At 68.6% G+C, this 19,593-nt stretch carries 17 protein-coding genes, 1 tRNA gene and 1 riboswitch; of the genes, 8 read left to right on the top strand and 10 right to left on the bottom strand.

Features of this window, described 5'->3' with window-relative positions:
- Positions 1 to 236: 236 nt before the first annotated feature.
- Positions 237 to 1,112, bottom strand: coding sequence for a hypothetical protein (locus I4Q42_RS14400; protein WP_198576776.1), 876 nt, complete (start codon positions 1,110 to 1,112; stop codon positions 237 to 239).
- Positions 1,113 to 1,117: 5 nt separating this feature from the next.
- The gene (locus tag I4Q42_RS14395) at positions 1,118 to 1,447 is read right to left on the bottom strand and encodes a hypothetical protein (protein ID WP_198576775.1); all 330 of its coding nucleotides are present in this window, start codon (positions 1,445 to 1,447) and stop codon (positions 1,118 to 1,120) included.
- Here I4Q42_RS14395 and I4Q42_RS14390 point away from each other — a divergent pair.
- Both I4Q42_RS14390 and I4Q42_RS14385 read left to right on the top strand, forming a co-directional pair.
- Entirely contained in the window at positions 1,446 to 2,051 is a 606-nt protein-coding gene (locus I4Q42_RS14390; RefSeq protein WP_232793135.1) for a nuclear transport factor 2 family protein, read from the top strand. The genes I4Q42_RS14395 and I4Q42_RS14390 overlap by 2 nt on opposite strands.
- 607 nt (positions 2,052 to 2,658) lie before the next feature.
- On the top strand, positions 2,659 to 4,575 hold the full coding sequence (locus I4Q42_RS14385; protein ID WP_198576774.1) for a methyl-accepting chemotaxis protein: 1,917 nt from the start codon (positions 2,659 to 2,661) through the stop codon (positions 4,573 to 4,575).
- Between the two features lie 665 nt (positions 4,576 to 5,240).
- Here the strand turns inward: I4Q42_RS14385 and I4Q42_RS14380 are convergent.
- The 5 genes from I4Q42_RS14380 to I4Q42_RS14360 all read right to left on the bottom strand — a co-directional run bounded on the left by I4Q42_RS14380 (position 5,241) and on the right by I4Q42_RS14360 (position 8,690).
- Positions 5,241 to 5,330, bottom strand: a tRNA-Ser gene (locus I4Q42_RS14380).
- A gap of 159 nt (positions 5,331 to 5,489) precedes the next feature.
- Positions 5,490 to 5,909, bottom strand: coding sequence for a PaaI family thioesterase (locus tag I4Q42_RS14375; RefSeq protein ID WP_198576773.1), 420 nt, complete (start codon positions 5,907 to 5,909; stop codon positions 5,490 to 5,492).
- Positions 5,910 to 5,978: 69 nt separating this feature from the next.
- Entirely contained in the window at positions 5,979 to 6,797 is an 819-nt protein-coding gene (locus I4Q42_RS14370; RefSeq protein WP_198576772.1) for an MBL fold metallo-hydrolase, read from the bottom strand.
- A 79-nt stretch (positions 6,798 to 6,876) separates the two neighbouring features.
- On the bottom strand, positions 6,877 to 7,584 hold the full coding sequence (locus tag I4Q42_RS14365; protein WP_198576771.1) for a hypothetical protein: 708 nt from the start codon (positions 7,582 to 7,584) through the stop codon (positions 6,877 to 6,879).
- Positions 7,585 to 7,664: 80 nt separating this feature from the next.
- Positions 7,665 to 8,690 carry an RluA family pseudouridine synthase gene (locus I4Q42_RS14360; protein WP_198576770.1) on the bottom strand — a complete coding sequence of 342 codons (1,026 nt, stop codon included), beginning with the start codon at positions 8,688 to 8,690 and terminating at the stop codon, positions 7,665 to 7,667.
- Between the two features lie 95 nt (positions 8,691 to 8,785).
- On the opposite strand from I4Q42_RS14360, the gene I4Q42_RS14355 reads away from it, so the two are divergent.
- Positions 8,786 to 11,125, top strand: a complete 2,340-nt coding sequence (locus I4Q42_RS14355; protein ID WP_198576769.1) for a TonB-dependent receptor — start codon at positions 8,786 to 8,788, stop codon at positions 11,123 to 11,125.
- A gap of 191 nt (positions 11,126 to 11,316) precedes the next feature.
- Here I4Q42_RS14355 and I4Q42_RS14350 read toward each other — a convergent pair whose 3' ends face one another.
- The 3 genes from I4Q42_RS14350 to I4Q42_RS14340 form a co-directional block, all read right to left on the bottom strand.
- Positions 11,317 to 12,090 carry a dienelactone hydrolase family protein gene (locus I4Q42_RS14350; RefSeq protein ID WP_198576768.1) on the bottom strand — a complete coding sequence of 258 codons (774 nt, stop codon included), beginning with the start codon at positions 12,088 to 12,090 and terminating at the stop codon, positions 11,317 to 11,319.
- Between the two features lie 148 nt (positions 12,091 to 12,238).
- Positions 12,239 to 13,831 (bottom strand): bifunctional phosphoribosylaminoimidazolecarboxamide formyltransferase/IMP cyclohydrolase, encoded by a 1,593-nt coding sequence (gene purH, locus I4Q42_RS14345; protein WP_198576767.1) that lies wholly within the window; start codon positions 13,829 to 13,831, stop codon positions 12,239 to 12,241.
- A 27-nt stretch (positions 13,832 to 13,858) separates the two neighbouring features.
- A riboswitch (ZMP/ZTP riboswitch) is annotated at positions 13,859 to 13,939 on the bottom strand.
- A gap of 218 nt (positions 13,940 to 14,157) precedes the next feature.
- Complete coding sequence (locus I4Q42_RS14340; protein WP_198576766.1) at positions 14,158 to 15,054, bottom strand: NAD(P)-dependent oxidoreductase; 897 nt, start codon at positions 15,052 to 15,054, stop codon at positions 14,158 to 14,160.
- Positions 15,055 to 15,235: 181 nt separating this feature from the next.
- On the opposite strand from I4Q42_RS14340, the gene I4Q42_RS14335 reads away from it, so the two are divergent.
- From I4Q42_RS14335 to I4Q42_RS14315, 5 genes are all read left to right on the top strand, one after another.
- A complete protein-coding gene (locus I4Q42_RS14335; protein WP_198576765.1) occupies positions 15,236 to 15,802 on the top strand; it encodes a (2Fe-2S)-binding protein in 567 nt (188 codons plus the stop codon).
- Positions 15,799 to 17,967: a xanthine dehydrogenase family protein molybdopterin-binding subunit gene (locus tag I4Q42_RS14330; protein ID WP_198576764.1), complete on the top strand. Its 2,169-nt coding sequence runs from the start codon at positions 15,799 to 15,801 to the stop codon at positions 17,965 to 17,967. Before I4Q42_RS14335 ends, I4Q42_RS14330 begins: the two co-directional genes overlap by 4 nt.
- A 127-nt stretch (positions 17,968 to 18,094) precedes the next feature.
- Positions 18,095 to 18,835 (top strand): response regulator transcription factor, encoded by a 741-nt coding sequence (locus tag I4Q42_RS14325; RefSeq protein WP_198576763.1) that lies wholly within the window; start codon positions 18,095 to 18,097, stop codon positions 18,833 to 18,835.
- A gap of 92 nt (positions 18,836 to 18,927) precedes the next feature.
- Positions 18,928 to 19,281 (top strand): hypothetical protein, encoded by a 354-nt coding sequence (locus I4Q42_RS14320; RefSeq protein WP_198576762.1) that lies wholly within the window; start codon positions 18,928 to 18,930, stop codon positions 19,279 to 19,281.
- Positions 19,282 to 19,316: 35 nt separating this feature from the next.
- On the top strand, positions 19,317 to 19,532 hold the full coding sequence (locus tag I4Q42_RS14315; protein ID WP_198576761.1) for a hypothetical protein: 216 nt from the start codon (positions 19,317 to 19,319) through the stop codon (positions 19,530 to 19,532).
- Positions 19,533 to 19,593: the final 61 nt, after the last annotated feature.

Below are 19,593 nucleotides of genomic sequence, written 5' to 3'. Positions count from 1 at the left end.
TCCGGCGGAGCGGACGCGGCATGGCCGACACAGAGCCGGCCGGGATGGGTGGCGGCCGAAGGCGACTTCCCGGGGTGACTGGCGCCGTTCCGTTGTCGCCAGCGCCGGGCCGAAATCCGCGCCGGCCCGGAGGATCCCGGACTGCGGCGCGAAGCGCAGGTCATGGCCACCCGGATCTCACCCTTGCGACAGACACCGCCTTGAGGCGCGGTCTCCAAACCGAACGCCCGGCTCCCTTAGAAAGCGGTGCGGGGCGCTGGCGGGGTGGCCGCGGGCGCCGGTTCCTTCGTTGGCCGGCAGGCGCCCGTGGCTTGGCGGGCCTGGATGTACGGCGCCACCTTCGGCGTCGCCAGCAGCGTCTCGAACTTGAATCCGGCCGACCGGCGGTCGATGTCCAGTTCGTTCGACTCCTCGGCTCCCCGCGTCAGCTCGTAGCTGTCCTTGAGCCAGATGCGGGTCGGCGTGATCGCACAGAACTGCCCGTTGCGGCTGTTCTCCACGCAAGGGTGCTGGATCCAGGAGGACGCCGACCGCTTCCAGATCGAGACCTGCCCCCCGGCGATCTTTACCAGAACGCTCTGTGCGGTCTCGTACCGCTGGGTCAAGGAACTGAACTGGCCGGCGGCGGCCGTGCATTCCAGGATCAGCGGCCGTTCGAGCGAGCCGTCACCCGGGGGATCGGTTCGCGGAACGGACGCGCCTTCGATATTGGCGACCCGCGCACCGCCGGGCAGGAGGCTCGTCATGACGGCATGGGGGGCGTCCCTGTTGAACCGCCTGTCCCGAACGGCGATCATTTCCGCCGCCGTAGCGCGAGACGAGCAGGACGAGACGCCCGCCTCGCCTCCATAGGCACCGACCACGGCCGCCGCGAAGGCCGCCTTGTCGGCCTCGTCGCCCGGGCGCCCCACGAAGATGGGCGAGTAGTAGTATGAATTGTCGATCTGGCCGGGCTGGGGTTTTCGGGTCGCCCAGCAATAGGTGTACTGGCTCCCCGGCGCGATGCTGGCAGGCTGGGCGGCCTGGGGCTGGGCGCCGGCGCCGGCGGGAAGGGCCCCGGCGATTGCCAGACCGATCCAAAGCCGCATGCCGAGGGGATTGATACCGTCCATGGTGGCTACCGCTCGATGCTGATCTGGACGCCGTAGGGCTCGACCTGGCTGGCACCCTTGCCCTTGCAGGCCGATTCCGACGGGAAGGCGTATTCGCCGCGGGCCGGAGCTGTTGCGCGCTCGCCCAGTGCTTCGGTGAAGCCGACGGGCGTGCCGTCGCGGACACATCGATAGACCTTGTTCTGGCCGGCGCCGACAGAACAGCTGACGGCCTCGCCCGTCTTGTTCACGCATTTCCACGAGACCCGCGCCTCATCGGGATTGATGCGCACGGCGTAATAGACCTCGATCCCGCTGACCTCCTTGTAGAAGTACCACTGGGAAGATTGCGCCATGGCCGCAGAGCCGCTCAGGGCGATGATCGAAGTGATGACCAGTCGTGCGAGCATCAGCTCCCCCAATTTTATCGACCGTGGATATCAGACCGATTTCTGCCAAAGCGCGGCCTTGGTGTCCAGCCGGTCGATGCCTTCTCTTCTAGCCGCGCTTGCCGCGACTTTGGTCCTCATCCCAACGAAGCCGGCACTCACCAAAGCCATCCAGGGGCGTGACGAGGTCATGTTCGACGTGATGTCCGAGCAATGCGACGCCGCAACCTTGGCGACCATCGTGGCCGATGACATGGAGTTCTACCACGGCAAGGGCGGGGCGATGGGCCGGGACGCTTTCAATGCCGACTACGCCAAGAGCTGCGCCCTCAAGCCCGCGCCCGACGCGTGGCGGCCTCGTCGGCAGCTCGCGCCCGGCACGCTCAAGGTCTACGCCATTCCGGGCTTCGGCGCCGTGGAGGAAGGAACGCACCTATTCTACGAGAGAAAGGGCGACGGCCCAGAACGCCTCGCCGGCAAGGCGCGGTTCTCAATTCTTTGGAAGCTTGGCCCTGACGGTCGATGGCTCATGTCCCGGACCTTCAGCATCGACCACGCGCCCGCCCAGTGAGGGGACGCTTGGCCGGATGTCATGCAAGACCGCTCTCCAGCCAGAACGGTCTCCCATCCTTCTAAGCCCCGAGCGGCGCTTGCTTAAGCGGCGTTGCTCGTCTCAACACGACGCTCAAAACCTGAAGCAAGGCGCCGTTTCCCAACGGCGCCTCGCCCGACAGCAGCCATGTCATCGCACAACCCCTTAGCCAACGGCCGAAGGTCGCTCGCGCGATACGTTTTCCTCGATCGAAGTGCACATGCGGATTGCGAACATGGTGATCGTGATGATCAGCACGGCAACTGCTACGCGCACGATCCATTTCACAGGCTGGCCCTTCGTAACTCGCTCAAACTGCGCCCTCATAACTCCATATGGCAGTGTCTGGTCGCGCCATAGCGGAGCTGAGATCCTCTAGCCACCTTTCGAGCCCATCGCCTTCTGAGCCCATGCCTTGGGCACGGAGCTGGCTGGGCAGCGCCTTCCTGCCGGTGGCATCTCCAAGAACCGGCATTAGCCGAGCGCTCGAACGGTCTGCGGTAATTTGCCGCCCCTACGGTTAACAGGGCTGTTAACGCGGTTACGCGAGAGTCACTTCAAAGACACCCTGGACCTGTGCGGAAAAATGCTCGCCATCGACGACTGGAAGATCGCCACCAAGATTTCCTCGGCGCTTGGGCTCCTCTCGGTCGCCTTTGCGGTGACCATTGCTTTCAGCAGCCTGAAGCTGCTCGATCAGGACGCTCAGTTTTCCGAGCTCACCGAGCACGAGGCCCCCGCGGCCGTCGAGATGGCGCGTGTCAATCGCCAGATCAACCAAATGGGCTATGCCGGCTACCGTCTTCTTTCGCATCCGGTCGGTTCTTCGGACGCGCGGGAAGCCAGGGACGCCATGGTCGATGCGCAGCAGAAGGTGCTCAAGAACCTCGAGAACGCCGCCGGCTACGTTCCCAAGGACGCCGGCGAAATCGCTGCGTTTCGGGTCCGGGTTGAGGAGATCATCAAGCACGCTGACGCCGTGCTGCATCACACGGACCGCGGCGATCACGCCGGCGCCAACGCGGCCCTTGACGCGATGGACCCGAAAATCGCCAGCCTGACAAAGGATCTGCGCGCGGCCAATCAGGCCGAAAGCGCCGAAAACCTGGCCCGCAGCAACGCCTTGTCCGACGCCGCGGTCATGACGGTGGTTGTGAACATCGCGCTTGGCCTGGTTGGCATGGTCTTGGCTGGCGGGATGGGCTTGTGGATCGCTCGCGGCAAGATCGCCAAGCCCTTGAACGGCCTGGCGGCGAGCATGCGCCGCCTGGCCGGAGGCGACTTCTCCGTCGAGATCGACGGTCAAGCTCGCGCCGACGAGGTCGGGGCCATGGCCAAGGCCGTCCAGATCTTCAAGGACAACGGCATCGCCGCCAAGGCTCTGGAAGCGGACGCCGAGCGGATGCGGCAGGCCGCCGATGGCGCGCGCGATCGCACGGAGGCGGAACGCCGGCAGACTGAAGCCGAGCAGGCCATGGTGGTGACCACGCTGGCTGAAAGCCTCGGGCGTCTGGCGAGGGGCGACCTCACCGCGCAGATCAGCGCGGAATTCCAGGGCCAGTACGTTCAGATCAAACGCGACTTCAATCAAGCGGTCGAGAGCCTGCGCGAGGCGATGACGAGCATCTCCAACGCGACCGGCGGCATCCGAGGCGGCGCCGACGAAATCGCCTTGGCGTCGGACGACCTGTCGCGCCGCACTGAGCAACAGGCCGCCTCCCTGGAAGAAACCGCCGCCGCGCTCGACGAGATCACCGCGACCGTCAGGCGAAGCGCCGAAGGCGCCGCCCAGGCCGCCAGCGTGGCCTCCGGGGCCAGGACCCAGGCGGAGCTTTCCGGCGCGGTCGTCGCGGAGGCTGTCGCGGCGATGAGCGAGATCGAAGAGAGCTCGGGTCAGGTCAACCAGATTATCGGGGTGATCGACGAAATCGCCTTCCAGACCAACCTGCTGGCCTTGAACGCAGGAGTCGAGGCGGCCCGGGCGGGCGACGCGGGGAAGGGCTTCGCGGTCGTCGCCCAGGAAGTTCGGGCGCTGGCCCAGCGTTCGGCCGAGGCCGCCAAGGAGATCAAGGTGTTGATCGCCGGCTCCTCGGCGCAGGTCGCCAAGGGCGTCAAGCTCGTGGGCGATACCGGCTCGGCCCTGCAGACCATCGTCGCCCAAGTGACGGAAATCGACAGCTTGATCGTCGAGATCGCCCAGTCCTCCAAGGAACAGGCCACCGGTCTCAACGAGGTCAATTCCGCAGTGAACCAAATGGACCAGGTCACCCAGCAGAACGCGGCCATGGTCGAGCAAGCGACCGCCGCCTGCGCCAGCCTCAAGGCGGAGACGGGCGAACTAGTCTCGCTGGTCTCCAAGTTCGAGGTTGGCGGGCGGGCGCCAAGTTCTTCGCGCGCCGTGCCGGAGGCTTCCACGCCGGTGATGCGGCGACCGGCGGCTAAGACGGTCGCCGCTCTTCGCCCAGGCTCTCAGTTGGCGGCGAACAGTTGGGAGGAGTTTTGACTTTGACAAGAGGGCCTCGCGCGGCTTGAAGCCGAGCGGGTTTCTGTCGATGCTTAGAAGATCCGGGCTACCAGAACCGGACTTTGCCTGGGCGTCGACAAGCGTTTGCCCGAGCGCAGGATCGGCTGCAGCGGCGAGCACAGTTGCGTCGGCCCGCGACGTGGCTTGCCTAGCTCCAGTTCAGCGGCATCGAAACCGGCGGACCTAGCCAGCCCTACAGGGAGAGCGGCGCCACTGCCGTGATCCTGCGGTCGTTGCGCACCGCACCCGAAGGTCGAGCTCCTGCAATCGTTCCATGAGCCTAGAAGCAACGCAGGGCGGCCAACCGATAAGCCCTTTTACGAGCAGTACCCCCGCCCCGTCATGGCACTATCCCAGCAGTGCCCGAAAGGTTCCAACTGGAGCCAACGCGACCCGGAGAAAACGTGGGGAAAATGTGGGTCGGGCTGCCGGCCTGCGCTGAATTTCTGATATAAAACAAGTGCTTAAGCGTGGTCCTTGGTGGAGCCGAGGATCGATCCGGGACTCCAATATGCTCCCGCACAGCTGGCCTCCGGCCAGCGCCGGACCAATTGGGCGGGCATAGGCGAAGTGGGACCCATAGTAGGGCCGGTAAAGGCGTCGGCTGGTTTTCTGAGGAAAAACAGCGACTTATCTAGGGGTAATGGCGGAGAGGGTGGGATTCGAACCCACGGTGCCCTTCCAGGCACGCCGCATTTCGAGTGCGGTACATTCGACCACTCTGCCACCTCTCCAGGGGGTCTTCGTGGCTGGCTCTGGGCCGGCCTTGAGTGAGGGCGGGATACCTATCCGCGCCGCCGGAAGAGCGCAAGAGGCCAAGATGCGGTTTTCTGTCTCGGGGCGCAATTTCCTGCGCCGCGCCGCGGCTTGATCCGGGTCCGGACCGTGCTGGCTCAGGCCCTGGGGTAGAGAACCATCTGGGTGCAGCGGAAAAGGGCGATGGTCTTGCCGGTCGCCTCGGCCGTGACGACGGCGTCCCAGACCTGGGTGTTGCGGCCGCCGTGGATCAGCTTGGCCTCGCAGGCCACGCCGCCGTCGCGGGCCGTGCCCAGGAAGTTGGACTTCAGCTCTATGGTGGTGAAGCCGGTCGCGCCCTCGGGCAGGGAGACGACGCAGCCATAGCCGGCGGCGCTGTCGGCCAGGGCGATGACGGCGGCAGCGTGCAGGAAGCCGTTGGGGGCCATGTGGTGGCGGGCGACATCGAAGCGGCCGCGCACCAAGCCCGGCTTGGCCTCCAGCCATTGCAGGCCCAGGTGGTCGGGCAGGCTGCCGGCCTGGACGGCGGTGAGGTTGGCGCTCTGGTCGTCGGCCATGGCGAGGCCTCCTAATGCTTCACGTGCGAAGTATTAGGCGCGCCGATGACATGGAAGGCAAGTCCGTTTTTAAAGCGAACTGATATTCCGCGACGGGAAGCGCACGCCGGCCTCGTCGGGATAGGGCAGCTTGCCCGAGCGGACGGCGACCTCGAGGGCGGCGATGGTCAGGGCCGAAGGGGCGGGCTTGTCGCCGGCCCGGCGGGCGACGAATTCGGCTTCGGCCACGGCGTCGCCGGCGTCGGGGTTGGCGGCTTTCGTGGCGGCGACGGTCGTCTCGCCCTGGCTCGACAGCAGGCGGGTGTCGCCGGGCAGCGAGAGCAGCTTGCGGGCGTCGGCGAACAGGCCGGCCGCGTCGGCGCCGGGGGCGTCGCTGTCCGGCAGGCCGGTCGGCAGGATGGCGTCGCCGACGAAGACCACGTCGCCGGCCTTGTAGGCCACGGCGCCGGGCAGGCGGCCGGAGAGGGCGATGGGGTGGAATTCGATCCCGCCCATGATCAGCGGCTCATCGTCCTCGCGGGCCAGCTTGTCGAAGTCCCAGCCTTCCAGGTCGACGCCCTCGGCGCCGAGGGCCGGAACTAGGCGCTGCAGGCTTTCCAGCACGTGGGCGCCGATGGCGACCGAGGCGCCGGTCTCGTACTTCAGGTGGCCGGCGGCCGACAGGTGGCCGGTGTGGACGGCGGTCTCGAGGATCCAGGTCGGGCCCAGGTCCTTTTCGCGGATGTCGGCGATGATGCCGTCGACGAAGGCGGTGGAGGTCTCGCCGGTCGCCGGGTCGAAATCCAGCACCGGATCGACGATGGCGCAGAGCAGCGTCGCCGGATCGGTGACGAGATAGGTCACGCGGCCCGTGGCGGCATGGTGATACGCAGTGATGTCCGGCTGCATGCTTACGCCTGAAGGTCCCCGATTGCCTGGCACCATGACGGCAAGCCGTTAAGCTTCGGCGAACGGCGGAACGGGAGAGCTAGGGACGGTCCTGGATGTCGCAGGGGCGCTGGGCGCCGCGCATCTCGGTGGCCCACAGCGGCTCGACATAGCGGCCGTCGACGGCGCGCACGTTGTCGACGCAGCGGTCGGTCGCGTTGCGGCCGGAAGACATGTCGAGCGACAGGGCGATCGACTGGCTCTTGCCGCCGCGGCCATAGCCGTAGGGGCCGCCCCCATAGCCAAGACCGCCGTAGCCGAGGCCGCCATAGCCATAACCGTAGCCATCGTAGCCGTAGCCGTAGCCGTAGCCGCCGCGGCCGTTCTTGCCATAGTCGGTCTGGCTGACGGCGACGCCCAGGGTGCCGGTCTCGCCGACCGGATAGAAGGCCGTGACGCCCATGTGGCGATAGCCGCCGGTGCCGACGCCGACTTCGACGCTGCCGTGGATCTTGCGCTTGGTCGGGCCGTCTTCGTCGGCGCGCGACAGGTTCAGCGGGCCGCCGTCATCGACCGTCTTGACCGGCGAGGCCTTCAGCCAGGCGTCGACCTGCTCCTGGGTGGTCAGCGGACGGGTCGCGGCGGGCGCGGCCGGAGCGGGGGCGGCTTCTGCCGCGGCTTGCGCCTGGGCCGGGCTGGTCGTCGCCTTGGCGGTGGCCACCACCTCGTCGTCGGCGCCGGCGGCGAACACGACGGCGGGCGCGGCCAGAAGCAGCAGGGCGGGAACGAGGCGGGCGGCGAAGGACATGGGACGGATCTCCAGCCCTGTACCGATACGCGGGCGGCGAAGCTGAATTAGGGCGCGAATATTGCTCGGGCGCAAGGCGTCTACAGCGCCTCCAGCCCCGCCTCGACCGCCGCCATGTCCGGCGGCAGGGGTGTTTCGAAGCGCAGGGTCTCGCCCGTCACCGGGTGGACGAAGCCCAGCACCGCCGCGTGCAGGGCCTGGCGGGTAAAGCCGGTCTCGACCAGCACCGCCTTGACCGGGGCGGCGGGAGCGCCGGCGCCATAGACCGGATCGCCCAGGCACGGCGAGCTCTTGGACGCCATGTGCACGCGGATCTGGTGGGTGCGGCCGGTCTCCAGCCGGCAGGACACCCGCGCCGCCAGCGGCTTGTCGCCGCCAAAGACGCGCTCGACCCTGTAGTGGGTGGTCGCCTCGCGTCCGCCGCTCTTCAGCACCGCCATCTTCTTGCGATCGTGGGGCGAGCGGCCCAGGCGGGTTTCGATCGTGCCGGCGGCCGGGGTCGGCGCGCCGCGCACCAGGGCCACGTACATGCGGTCGATGTCGTGGGTCGCGAACAGGGCCGACAGGCCGCGATGGGCCGCGTCGCTCTTGGCCGCGACCATGACGCCAGAGGTGTCCTTGTCGAGCCGGTGGACGATGCCGGGACGGGCCACGCCGCCGACGCCCGACAGGCTGTCGCCGCAGTGGTGCAGCAGGGCGTTGACCAGGGTGCCGGTCTCGCAGCCGGGGGCCGGGTGGGCGGCCATGCCGGGCGCCTTGTCGACGACGATCAGGTGGGCGTCCTCGTAGAGCACGCTCAACGGGATCGCCTCGGGCAGCGGAATGGCCGGGGCCGGCGGCGGTTCGACGACCAGGTAGTCGCCGGCCTGGGCCTTGGCCGAGCCGCTGGTCACGGCGAGCGGCGCGCGGTCGGTGCCGAGGCGGAAGACGCGCCCCTCGGCCATCAGGGCCTGAAGCCGGGCGCGCGACAGCTCGCCGAACAGCAGCGCCAGGGCCTTGTCGAGCCGCTGGCCGACGAGATCGCCCGCCAGTTCAGCCGTCAGGCGCCGTTCGCCTTCGACGGGCGCGTCCAGCAGGTCTTCGATGTCGTCTTCGCTGTCCGCCACGCGGTTTCACGGCTCCGTCACAGGCCCGTCGCGTGAGCGACATCGCCGCTCCCTAGGGGCGGGGCCTCGTACAGTTGTTTAGAGGGGAATAGTCCATGCGCGCCATCCGCACCACCACACTCAAGGCGACGCTCGCCGGCGTCAGCCTGCTGGCCCTGACGGTCGCCAGCCCGGTGCTGGCCGCACCGACCGCGAATGAGACGGGCGCGGAGCCTTCCGCCGCCGAGGTCCAGGAAGTGGTCGTCACCGCCCAGAAGCGCGAGCAGAAGCTGGTGGACGTGCCGATCTCGCTGACGGCCTATTCCGGCGCGGTGCTCGAGGAGCTGGGCCTGCAGGAGTTCGAGGAACTGGGCCAGTTCGTGCCCGGCTTCGACGTGCAGAACCAGTCGCCCAACAACCCCGGCTTCGTGATGCGCGGCATCACCTCCGACAGCGGCGAGGCCACCAACGAGCCGCGCGTGTCGGTCTATCAGGACGGCGTGTCGATCTCGAAGTCGCGCGGCAGCTATGTCGAGCTGTTCGACCTGGAGCGGGTCGAGATCGCCAAGGGTCCGCAATCGACCCTGTACGGTCGCGGCGCCCTGATCGGCGCGGTCAATATCATCCAGGCCAAGGCCAAGCCCGACTTCGACGCCAGCCTCAAGGTCGAGGGCGGCGACTACGGGTACTTCATGACCGAGGGCATGGTGAACGCCCCGATCACCGACGCCCTGGCCGTGCGCCTTTCGGCCCGCGTCAAGAAGCGTGACGGCTATGTCGAGAACCTGCTCGGCGGCGAGGACTTCAACTCGACCGACACTGTGGCCGCGCGCCTGGCCGTCAACTACACGCCCAACGATCGCTTCAAGCTCGACGTGCTCTACAACTACCAGCAGGACAATCCGTCGGGCACCTCGTTCAAGTCGCTGACCTACGCCCCGACCGACCCGGCCACCGGCAAGGTGGTCGGCGACACCGGCCGCAATTCCGGCGCGGCCCTGTCCACCGTCGATGGCTTCGAGAACGGCCAGCCGCTGGGCCTGGACCGTCGCCTGTGGAGCCTGACGGCCCTGGCCAGCTACAAGCTGAACGACACCCTGACCCTGAACTCGACCTCGGCCTACCGCTACTTCAGCGGCGAGGAAGTGTTCGATCCGGACGGCTTCTCGCTGCCGCTGTTCGTGTTCGCCGAGGACGCGCAAGGCAAGTCGGCCAGCCAGGAGTTCCGCCTCAACTACGACGCCGGCGGCAAGATCAGCGCCTTCGGCGGCGTCAGCATGTTCTGGGAAGACGGCAGCCAGCGCGTGCCGCTGCGGATCAACGAGAAGCTGGCCTATCTCTTCCTGACCGGCCAGCTGCCGATCCCGGGCGGCCTGTCGATGGCCGTGGTCAACGCCATCCCGGCCCTGTCGGTGTTCCCGTCCAGCCGGACCGAGGAATACACCAACTACGGCAAGACCAAGTCGTACGACGCCTTCGCCGACGTCACCTACAAGGCCACCGACCGCCTCGAGCTGGCCGCCGGCCTGCGCTACACCTACGACGACAAGACCAGCGGCTACGGCGCCACGATCAGCAGCCCGTCGATCGTCGGCGGCAGCTCCGCCACGGCCGGCGTGCGCGGCCTGATCGTCCAGCCGGTCTCGACCTACTACAAGGACTTCACCGACAGCGGCGTCACCTTCCGCCTGGTGGCGCGCTACGAGCTGGCCGACGACGTCAACGTCTATGGCTCGGTCTCGACCGGCCGCCGGCCCAAGGTGCTGACCGGCGCTGGCCTCAGCGAGGTCCCGGCCGAGGAGGTCACGTCGTATGAGGTCGGCGCCAAGGCGATCCTGCTGGACCGCCGCCTGAACGTCGACGGCGCGATCTACCGCTACGGCTACGAAAACTTCCAGACCAGCGGCACGACCAGCACCGGCACGGCCATCACCATCAACGCCGGCGAGGCCAAGGCCTACGGCTTCGAGGGCCAGGCCAACTTCAAGGCCACGCCCGACCTGCTGCTGTTCGCCACCTACGGCTACAGCCACGCCCGGTTCGGCAACGGCCGGTTCGAGGGCAACCACTTCCGCCTGTCGCCCGACCACTCGTTCTCGCTGGGCGTGAAGGCCTCGCGCGAGACCGGGATCGGCACGTTCACCTTCCTGCCGACCTGGACCTGGCAGTCGGAACAGTTCTTCGACAACAACAACGACATCTCGCGTCTGCAAAGCACCACCGGCACCATCAAGGACACGGTGCAGGACGAGGTGCAGAAGGCCTATGGCCTGCTGAACCTGCGCCTGAGCTACCAGCCCAAGGACAGCCCGGTGACCTTCGGGGCTTTCGTCACCAACGCGCTGGACCAGGACTACATCAAGGACGCCGGTAACACCGGCGACGCCTTCGGCATCCCCACCTTCATCGCCGGCGAGCCGCGCTTCGTGGGCGTGTCGGTGTCGTTCAAGCACTAATCCCAAACCCTCTCCCAGAGGGAGAGGGAGGGGCCCAGGCGATAGCCTGGGAGGGTGAGGGGTTTAGACCTGTCCGGACAGGGCAGGGATCAAGGGTGATGGGACCGCCGACGGCGTACGCCCTCACCCTCCCATCCCGACATGCGTCGGGACGGGCCCCTCCCTCTCCCCACGGGAGAGGGGTTTTCTATTTAAGCAAACATCCCAGGCTTCGACGCCACCGCGCGCAGGGCCGCGCCGAAATAGTCCTGGACCTCCTGGAACAGGTCCGGCCGATAGATCGCCCGGGGATCGTTGGCCTTGTCGTCGTCGAAGGCGTGGGTGGCGTCGGCGTAGAGCTTGAGGTCGACCCTGACGCCGTCGGCGGTCAGGCGGTCCAGCGCCTTCTTGGGGAAGCGCCAGCCGACCACCCCGTCCTTCTGGCCCAGCACCGACCAGACCGGCGGCGCGCCGGGACCCCAGCCGCGCCGGCTGGTCATCGAGGGATAGGCCGCATAGGGGTAGACCAGCAGCGCCCCCTTGACCTGCTGGCGCAGGGCGACCGCGTCGGCGTCGGGCAGGCCGGTGGCCGATGGGGCCGAGGTTCCCAGGGCGTAGGCGTCCATGATCGTCCAGGCGCCGTGGCTCCAGCCGGCCAGGAACACCTGGTCGGCCCGGGCCCAGTCTTGCGTCTTCAGCCAGGCCAGGGTCCCGAAGATGTCGGCCGCGCGCTTGGCCCCGTGCAGGGTCATCAGGGTGCAGACGAACAGCTTGCCGTCGAGCGTGCTCATGCCGCGCGGCTTGAACGAGTCGAGCACGACAGCGGCGTAGCCGGCCTTCACCGCGACCTCGGCATAGGTCTCCAGGAAAGGGGTCTTGCCGCCGCAGCCGTGCAGGATCAGCGCCACCGGAAAAGGCCCCAGGCCCACGGGCTTGAACACCCGCGAGCGCGCGACGACCTTGGCTCCCCAGGATGTGCTGTCCATCTAGCTTCCCGTCTTCATCTCCGCGCATCCCCGCGAAGGCGGGGATCCAAGCGGGCTTTCCGGAACCTCAGCTTGGGCCCCCGCCTTCGCGGGGGTAGTCGGATTTGGGGAGCCGTGAAAGCTCCCCAAAGACCCTAGTGCCAGACCTTTAGTGCCTGAACACTCGCACGCCAGTGAAGGCCATAGTGAGGCCGAGCTTGTCGGCGGCCTCGATGACCTCGGGGTCGCGCATCGAGCCGCCCGGCTGGATGATCGCCGTGGCGCCGGCTTCGGCCGCCTGGATCAGGCCGTCGGCGAACGGGAAGAAGGCTTCCGAGGCGCAGGCGCAGCCCTTCAGGTCGAGGCCGAAGTCGGCGGCGCGCAGGGCCGCGATCCGGGCCGAGTCCTTGCGGTTCATCTGGCCGGCGCCGACGCCCAGGGTCTGGCCGGCGCGGGCGTAGACGATGGCGTTGGACTTGACGTGCTTGCCGATCTGGAAGGCGAACAGCATGTCGCGGATCTCTTCCTCGGTCGGCTGGCGCTGGGTGACGATGTTCAGGTCGGTCGCCTTGATCCGCGCGTCGTCACGGGATTGAACGAGGAAGCCGCCGGCCACGCTCTTGAAGGTGTCGCCGGTCGACAGCGGGTCGGGCAGGCCGCCGGTGACCAGCAGGCGCAGGTTCTTCTTGGCGGCGAACACGGCGATCGCGTCGTCGTCGGCTTCCGGAGCGATCACCACCTCGGTGAAGATCTCGACCATGGCTTCGGCCGCTTCGCGGGTCAGGCGGGTGTTGGTCGCGACGATGCCGCCGAAGGCGCTGGTCGGGTCGCAGGCCAGGGCCCGCTCATAGGCCTCGCGCTGGGTCGCGCCGAGAGCCACGCCGCAGGGGTTGGCGTGCTTGATGATGGCCACGGCCGGACCCTGGGCCGGGTCGAACTCGGCGATCAGCTCGAAGGCCGCGTCGGTGTCGTTGATGTTGTTGTAGCTCAGTTCCTTGCCCTGCAGCTGCTTGGCCGTGGCCACGCCGGTGCGGGGATTGGGGAAGGTGTAGAAAGCCGCCTTCTGGTGCGGATTCTCGCCGTAGCGCATGGTCTGGCGCAGCTCGCCGGCGATGGACTTGCGGGCCGGGAAGTCCTGGCCCAGTTGAGCGGCGAACCAGGCCGAGATCGCCGCGTCATAGGCCGCCGTGCGGGCGTAGGCGCGGGCCGCCAGGGTCTTGCGCAGGGCCAGCGAGGTGCCGCCGTCGGCCTTCAGGGCGTCCAGCACGTCGCCCAGGTCGGCCGGGTCGGTGCAGACCGAGACGTAGCCGTGGTTCTTGGCCGCCGAGCGGATCATGGCCGGGCCGCCGATGTCGATGTTCTCGACGCACTCTTCGTAAGAGCCGCCCTTCGCGACGGTGGCCTCGAATGGATAGAGGTTCACATAGAGGATATCGATGCCGCCGATGCCGTGGTCGGCCATGGCCTTGGCGTGCTCGGGCGCGTCGCGCACGCCCAGCAGCCCGCCGTGGACGATGGGGTGCAGGGTCTTGACCCGGCCGTCCATCATCTCGGGGAAACCCGTCAGGTCCGACACGTCCTTCACCGGCAGGCCGGCCGCGGCGATGGCCGCCTTGGTGCCGCCGGTCGAGACCAGCTCGACGCCCGCCTCGTGCAGGACCTTGGCCGCCTCGACCAGGCCGGTCTTATCGGAGACCGACAGCAGGGCGCGCTTGGGGGCGACGAGATCGGGGGCGGACGGATAGTCGGGGGCGGCGGGCACGGGGGACTCCGGGTCTGGTTGCGGTCAGAAAGGAGCCCAGGCGCGCGGCATATGCGTCTCGAGCTCCCCGGTGGTCACCCACCTTCAACGCCAGTCACTCGAACGGCGCGGAACATACGGAGGGGGGGCGGGGAGTCAATGCGGCGAAGAAAACCTCTCCCATAGGGAGAGGGAGGGGCCCATGCGCAGCATGGGAGGGTGAGGGGGCTTAGACCTTTCCGGAAATGACGGGGACGAACTGGTGACGGGACCGCCGACGGCGTACGCCCTCACCCTCCCACGCCTGCGGCGCGGGCCCCTCCCTCTCCCCACGGGAGAGGTTTCAATTAGCCGGCCGGCGCCGTCAGCAGCACCTCGACCGTCACCCCCGCCGCCGCCAGGGCCTGGATGTCGGCCGGTTCGACCGGCGCCGCCACCAGGCGGACGACCTGGCGGCCGCTCTTGGCCAGTTCGATCAGGTGTTCGGGGCTGGCCTCGGCCGGCGACAGCCGCTGGGCGTCGCGGCGGGCCATGGTGACGACCTCGGGGTCGGCGCCGGTGTCGATGACCAGCACGTCGGCGGCGCTGAGCGCCCGCACCGCGCGTAGGGTCAGCAGGTCGGCGGGGCCCTTGCCGGCCACGAAGCGGACCTTGCCGTCCTTTTTGGCATTGCGGGCCAGGGCCTCCCGGAACAGCACGCCGGCCTTTTCCATGTCGCCGGTCATGGCCGCCTGGGCCGCTTCGCCCGACAGCGCCTCGCGCAGGAAGGCCCGGCGTTCGTGCAGGGTGGGCAGGGCGCCGCGCACCTCGCTCTGGAAGTTGCGCATCAGGGCCGCGACCCGGCCGGCGCCCTCGGGCACCTGGGCCTCGATGTCGGAGCGCAGCATGGTGGCCAGCACGGGCGCGGCCCCTCCGGTGCCGACGGCCGCCACCACCTCGCCGCGGTCGATGACGGCGGGGGTGTTGAAGTCGCACATGGCCGGCTTGTCGACGACATTGACCAGCACGCCGGCGGCCCGCGCGGCCCGGGCGGCCGCCTGGACGAACACCTCGTCCGGGCTGGAGACGAAGGCCAGCACCGCGCCGGTATAGGACCCGGGTAGGAAGGCCTTGGCGTCCTCCAGCCGGATCAGGGTCGCCGGGGCGCCATCGAACAGCCGGGCCTTGGCCTCGGCGCCCTCGCCGGTTCCGGCGATCACCACCTTGCGGCCGGCGAGGGGGAAATAGGCGGGGAAGGAATCCAAGGTCGCGTCCTCTGAAGAAGTCGTGCGTTCAAGCTAGGGCGCGTCGGGCGCGAGCGTGAGGCCTTTCGCGCAACAGGCGTCGCGGAACCGGCTTTGGGGCGATCCTGACGGCGTTAAAATTTCACTGGCGAACCGCCTGGGGAACGGTGTTAGCTCAGGTGCAAGGGCAGGGAGGCGACGCATGGCGGCGAGCTTGGACGTCAACGGCAAGGCGATGTCGGTCGAGGCCGATCCCGATACGCCGCTGCTGTGGGTGCTGCGCGACGAGCTGGGCCTGACCGGCACGAAGTTCGGCTGCGGCCTGGCCCAGTGCGGGGCCTGCACGGTGCACGTCAACGGCGACCCGGTGCGCTCCTGCGTGACCCCGATCGCGGCGCTGTCCGGCGCCAAGATCACCACCATCGAAGGCTTGGGCGGCGCCCATCCGCTGCAGCAGGCCTGGGTCAGGCTGGACGTGCCACAGTGCGGCTACTGCCAGTCGGGCCAGATCATGTCGGCCGCCGCCCTGCTCGAAGCCAACAAGAAGCCCACCGACGACGACATCGACGCGGCCATGGGCGGGAACATCTGCCGCTGCGGCGCCTATCAGCGGATCCGGGCGGCGATCAAGGACGCCGCCTCCAGCGCCGCCGCTCCCGTGGTGGCGGCCCCGCCCGCCGCCAAGCCCGCGGCGGAGGCCGATATCGACGAGGCGATCTCGGCCGCCTCCGGCGCGACGTCGCGCGTGCAGCGCGGAGAGGTGCGATGAACGCTCCCGTTAAACCGGACGGCTTCAGCCGCCGCGAGGTGGTGGTCGGAGCCGCGGTGGTCGGCGGCGCATTGGTGGTCGGCTGCTCGCCGGCCGACCTGATGAGCGCCGGCTCCAAGGTCGAGGTCGGAGCGTTCGGCCCGTTCATCCGTTTCGAGCCCGACGGCTTCGTCACCGTGATCTCCAAGCATGTCGAGTTCGGCCAGGGCAGCCATGCGGGCCTGGCGGCCATCGTCGCCGAGGAGCTGGACGCCGACTGGGCCAAGGTGCGGGTCGAGCAGTCGCCGGCCAACGCCAAGCTCTACGGCAACGGCGCCCTGGGCGCGCAGCTGACCGGCGGCAGCTCGGCGATCTCCAACAGCTGGGAGCAGCTGCGCAAGGCCGGGGCGGGCGCGCGGGCGATGTTTGTCGAGGCCGCCGCCAATCGCTGGAACGTCCCGGCCGGCGAGATCGTGGTCAAGGACGGGGTGCTGACCCACGCCTCGGGCAAGTCCGCCGCCTTCGCCGACCTGACCGCCGACGCCGCCAAGGTCACGCCGCCGGAGAGCCCGGCCCTGAAGGATCCCAAGGCCTTCACCCTGATCGGCACCCAGCGGGTGCGCCGCAAGGACGGCCAGGCCAAGAGCGACGGCACGGCCCGCTACACCCAGGACGTCCACCTGCCCGACATGCTGACGGCCATGGTCGTCCATCCGCCGCGCTTCGGGGCCAAGGTCGTCAGCTTCGACGCCGATGCCGCCAGGAAAGTGGCGGGCGTGGTCGACGTCTTCGAGATCCCGACCGGGGTGGCGGTGGTGGCGAAATCCACCTGGGCCGCGCGTCTGGGGAAGGAAGCCGTGACCGTGCGCTGGGACGAGGCCAAGGCCGAGAAGCGCGGTTCGGCGCAGATCACGGCGGCCTTCCGGGACCTGGCCACCGGCAAGGGTCCGGCCGACCAGAAGTGGGAATCGTTCGGGGCCAAGGGCGACGCGGCCCAGGCCGCCGGCGGAACCGACGCCTTCGAGGCGGTCTACGAGTTCCCCTACCTGGCCCACGCCACCATGGAGCCGATGAACTGCGTGGCGATCGTCGACGGCAATTCGGTCAAGCTGGTGCACGGCTCGCAGGGCCAGACGCTGGACCAGCTGGCCGCGGCCCGGATCGTCGGAACCCTGCCAGGCTCGGTCGAGGTCGAGACCCTGTTCGCCGGCGGCTCGTTCGGGCGGCGGGCGACCTTCAACGCCGACTACGTGGCCGAGTGCGTGCACGTGGCCAAGAAGGTCGGGGGCGGCAAGCCGGTGAAGCTGGTCTGGACCCGCGAGGACGACATGAAGGCCGGCTACTACCGGCCGCTGGTGGTCCACGCCGTGCGGGTGACGCTCGACAAGGACGGCCTGCCGGCGACCTGGCGCCATCGCATCGTCAGCCAGTCGATCATGAAGGACTCGCCGATGCCCTCGAAGGGCGTCGACCAGACCGCCGTCGAGGGGGCGTCGGATTCGCCCTATCTGAAGGCCACGCCGATCGTCGACGCCCAGGTCGCCTTCCCAGAAGTGGGCGTGCCGGTGCTGTGGTGGCGCTCGGTGGGGGCGACCCACACCGCCTTCGTCATGGAGCACACCATCGACCAGCTGGCCCGCAAGGCCGGCAAGGATCCTGTGGAGTACCGCCGCGCCCTCTACGCCAAGGCGGGGGCCAACCGGCACCTGACGGCGCTGGACCTCGCGATCGAGAAGGCCGGGCCCAAGGCGGGAGAGGGCTGGACGCGCGGCGTGGCGGTGCACGAGAGCTTCGGCTCGGTCGTCGCCCAGGTGGCCGAGGTCAAGCTGGTTGACGGCGAGCCGCGCGTCGGCCGGGTGGTCACCGCTATCGACTGCGGCGTGGCCATCTCGCCCGACCAGATCGCCGCCCAGATGGAAGGTGGAACCTGCTACGGCCTGTCGGCGGCGCTGTACGGCCAGGTGACCCTGACCGAGGGCGTGGTGGACCAGAGCAATTTCGACACCTACCGCGTGCTGAGGATCGCCGAGGCGCCGAGCGTCGAGACCCACATCGCGCCGTCGGCCGCCCCGCCGAGCGGGGTGGGCGAGCCCGGCACGCCGGTGATCGGCCCGGCGACGGCCAACGCCCTGCTGGCGCTGTCGGGCCAGGCGACCACCCGCCTGCCGTTCGTGGGCGGCGCCTGAGCGAGACTCCATCCGGGGTCTCGTCAGGGGGGCAATCGGGCGAACTGTCTGATTGTTAACTTTGAAACGTCCGGAATTGACGCCGCAGCCGCTGGACGGGAGGCTGTGCTGGGACCATGTTAGCGCCATGGTCGAGCCTGCCGACAGCCTTGGTTTCGAGAAGCTCACGCCCCGTGAGCGCGAGATCCTGCGCCTGATCGCCCAGCATCAGCGCTCCAAGGAAATCGCGCGCCTGCTCAGCCTGTCGCCCAAGACCGTCGAGATGCACGTGCTCAGCGCCCGGCGCCGCCTGGCCGGCATGCCGCGCCGCGACGCCGCACTGGCCTTCGTGGCCTGGGAGCAGGCGCCCGGAAAATGGGACCCCGGTAATGACTACCGTAGGCAATCACCGGGCCTAGCCGACGACCCCGAGCCGGTCTCTCCTGACGACAGCAGCGGGAGCGGCCATGAACGACAATACACCCAAGACAAGGGCTTCAGGCTCGCCTCCCGGTTCGGCGTTCTTCATCGCCAGCTGGAAGTCGCTGGAAGAGGGCCTGACGCTGATGGCGGCGACGCCGGAACGGGAGCGGCTGGTGCCGGAGACCGTCTCGGCGTTGCGCAAGGCTCAGGCGGCTGGGGATCCCCCTTCGAAGCTGTTGCTGCGAGTCCTCGCGGCCACGGCGTTCCTGTCGGACGACAGCCCGATCAGATCCGAACGCGGGGAGGTTGGCGCCATGACCTGACCCCAGCGCAATGGGTGGGCCTCATCGTGGTTTCAGCCCTGGCGGCCGGCGTGCTGCTCAGCGTGGTGACCATGGGCGCCCATGAATTCCTCTTCGCCCTCCAGCGATTCCGCGAGGGCTGGAGCGCCCCGCCGACGAACTGATCGTCGGTCTCGGGCCAGTCGAAAAACCGAGTTTCCAACAATCCAAGCCTTTGAACGTGCGGGGGGCGCCCGCGCGAGTGGGAGAGTCTTGCATGAAGCGCAGCGACGCAGCCCGAGCCGGGGCCGAAAAACTGAAACAAGCCGAAGCCGCCATCGACGCGGCCGTGCGTGAAACCGCCGAGCTGATGGGCTTGCTGCCCACGCTGCGGCTGGACGCGCAGCTGTCGGCCGTGATCGGCCAGGAAGCCCTGGAGACCCTGGGCGTCACCCTGACCCACATCCTGTCGGCCCGCCGCACGATCGTGAAGGCGCACGGCGATCTCGCCGAGGTCCGTTCGCAGATCGGTTGCGGGGCCCTGGCCCAAGGCGACCTGGGCAAGGTCGAGGGCGGCGACACGCCGCGCACCTCCGGCTTGCGCGCGGTCGACGGCGGCCGGGCCGCCTGATCGCTTCGGGGGAGGTTTGTGATGGAGAGCGCGGCATGAGCGCGGTCCTGGCGACCATGGATCCGGCCATCGAGGAGGCCGCCGAGTTCGGGCGGTGCATTCGCTCCTTGGGTCCGACCCAGCGACGGGTGCTGACGGTGCTGTTGCGCCGGCTCGTCGACATGGAAGCGGCGGACGACGCCGACGGCGCGGTGCGCGTCGTCGATGAAATCCGCCGGATTCTCTGCGAAGGCGAGAAGACGCGGCACTGAAAGGCTATCCCTGCCGGTCAGGGCGCCGCCGACATCCAAGGCGTAACTCCGGCCCGGATCG

Source organism: Caulobacter hibisci (assembly GCF_016135805.1).
Taxonomy (GTDB): domain Bacteria; phylum Pseudomonadota; class Alphaproteobacteria; order Caulobacterales; family Caulobacteraceae; genus Caulobacter; species Caulobacter hibisci.
This window is presented reverse-complemented; position numbering and strand designations above follow the sequence as displayed.

What these genes read in the sequence shown, in the direction of transcription:
- I4Q42_RS14365 (WP_198576771.1), bottom strand. Translation starts at nt 7,584, where the DNA reads ATGTCCTTCGCCGCCCGCCTCGTTCCCGCCCTGCTGCTTCTGGCCGCG.
- I4Q42_RS14355 (WP_198576769.1), top strand. Translation starts at nt 8,786, where the DNA reads ATGCGCGCCATCCGCACCACCACACTCAAGGCGACGCTCGCCGGCGTC.
- I4Q42_RS14385 (WP_198576774.1), top strand. Translation starts at nt 2,659, where the DNA reads ATGCTCGCCATCGACGACTGGAAGATCGCCACCAAGATTTCCTCGGCG.
- I4Q42_RS14315 (WP_198576761.1), top strand. Translation starts at nt 19,317, where the DNA reads ATGAGCGCGGTCCTGGCGACCATGGATCCGGCCATCGAGGAGGCCGCC.
- I4Q42_RS14395 (WP_198576775.1), bottom strand. Translation starts at nt 1,447, where the DNA reads ATGGCGCAATCTTCCCAGTGGTACTTCTACAAGGAGGTCAGCGGGATC.
- I4Q42_RS14390 (WP_232793135.1), top strand. Translation starts at nt 1,446, where the DNA reads ATGGCCGCAGAGCCGCTCAGGGCGATGATCGAAGTGATGACCAGTCGT.
- I4Q42_RS14350 (WP_198576768.1), bottom strand. Translation starts at nt 12,090, where the DNA reads ATGGACAGCACATCCTGGGGAGCCAAGGTCGTCGCGCGCTCGCGGGTG.
- I4Q42_RS14400 (WP_198576776.1), bottom strand. Translation starts at nt 1,112, where the DNA reads ATGGACGGTATCAATCCCCTCGGCATGCGGCTTTGGATCGGTCTGGCA.
- I4Q42_RS14335 (WP_198576765.1), top strand. Translation starts at nt 15,236, where the DNA reads ATGGCGGCGAGCTTGGACGTCAACGGCAAGGCGATGTCGGTCGAGGCC.
- I4Q42_RS14325 (WP_198576763.1), top strand. Translation starts at nt 18,095, where the DNA reads ATGGTCGAGCCTGCCGACAGCCTTGGTTTCGAGAAGCTCACGCCCCGT.
- I4Q42_RS14370 (WP_198576772.1), bottom strand. Translation starts at nt 6,797, where the DNA reads ATGCAGCCGGACATCACTGCGTATCACCATGCCGCCACGGGCCGCGTG.
- I4Q42_RS14320 (WP_198576762.1), top strand. Translation starts at nt 18,928, where the DNA reads ATGAAGCGCAGCGACGCAGCCCGAGCCGGGGCCGAAAAACTGAAACAA.
- I4Q42_RS14330 (WP_198576764.1), top strand. Translation starts at nt 15,799, where the DNA reads ATGAACGCTCCCGTTAAACCGGACGGCTTCAGCCGCCGCGAGGTGGTG.
- I4Q42_RS14375 (WP_198576773.1), bottom strand. Translation starts at nt 5,909, where the DNA reads ATGGCCGACGACCAGAGCGCCAACCTCACCGCCGTCCAGGCCGGCAGC.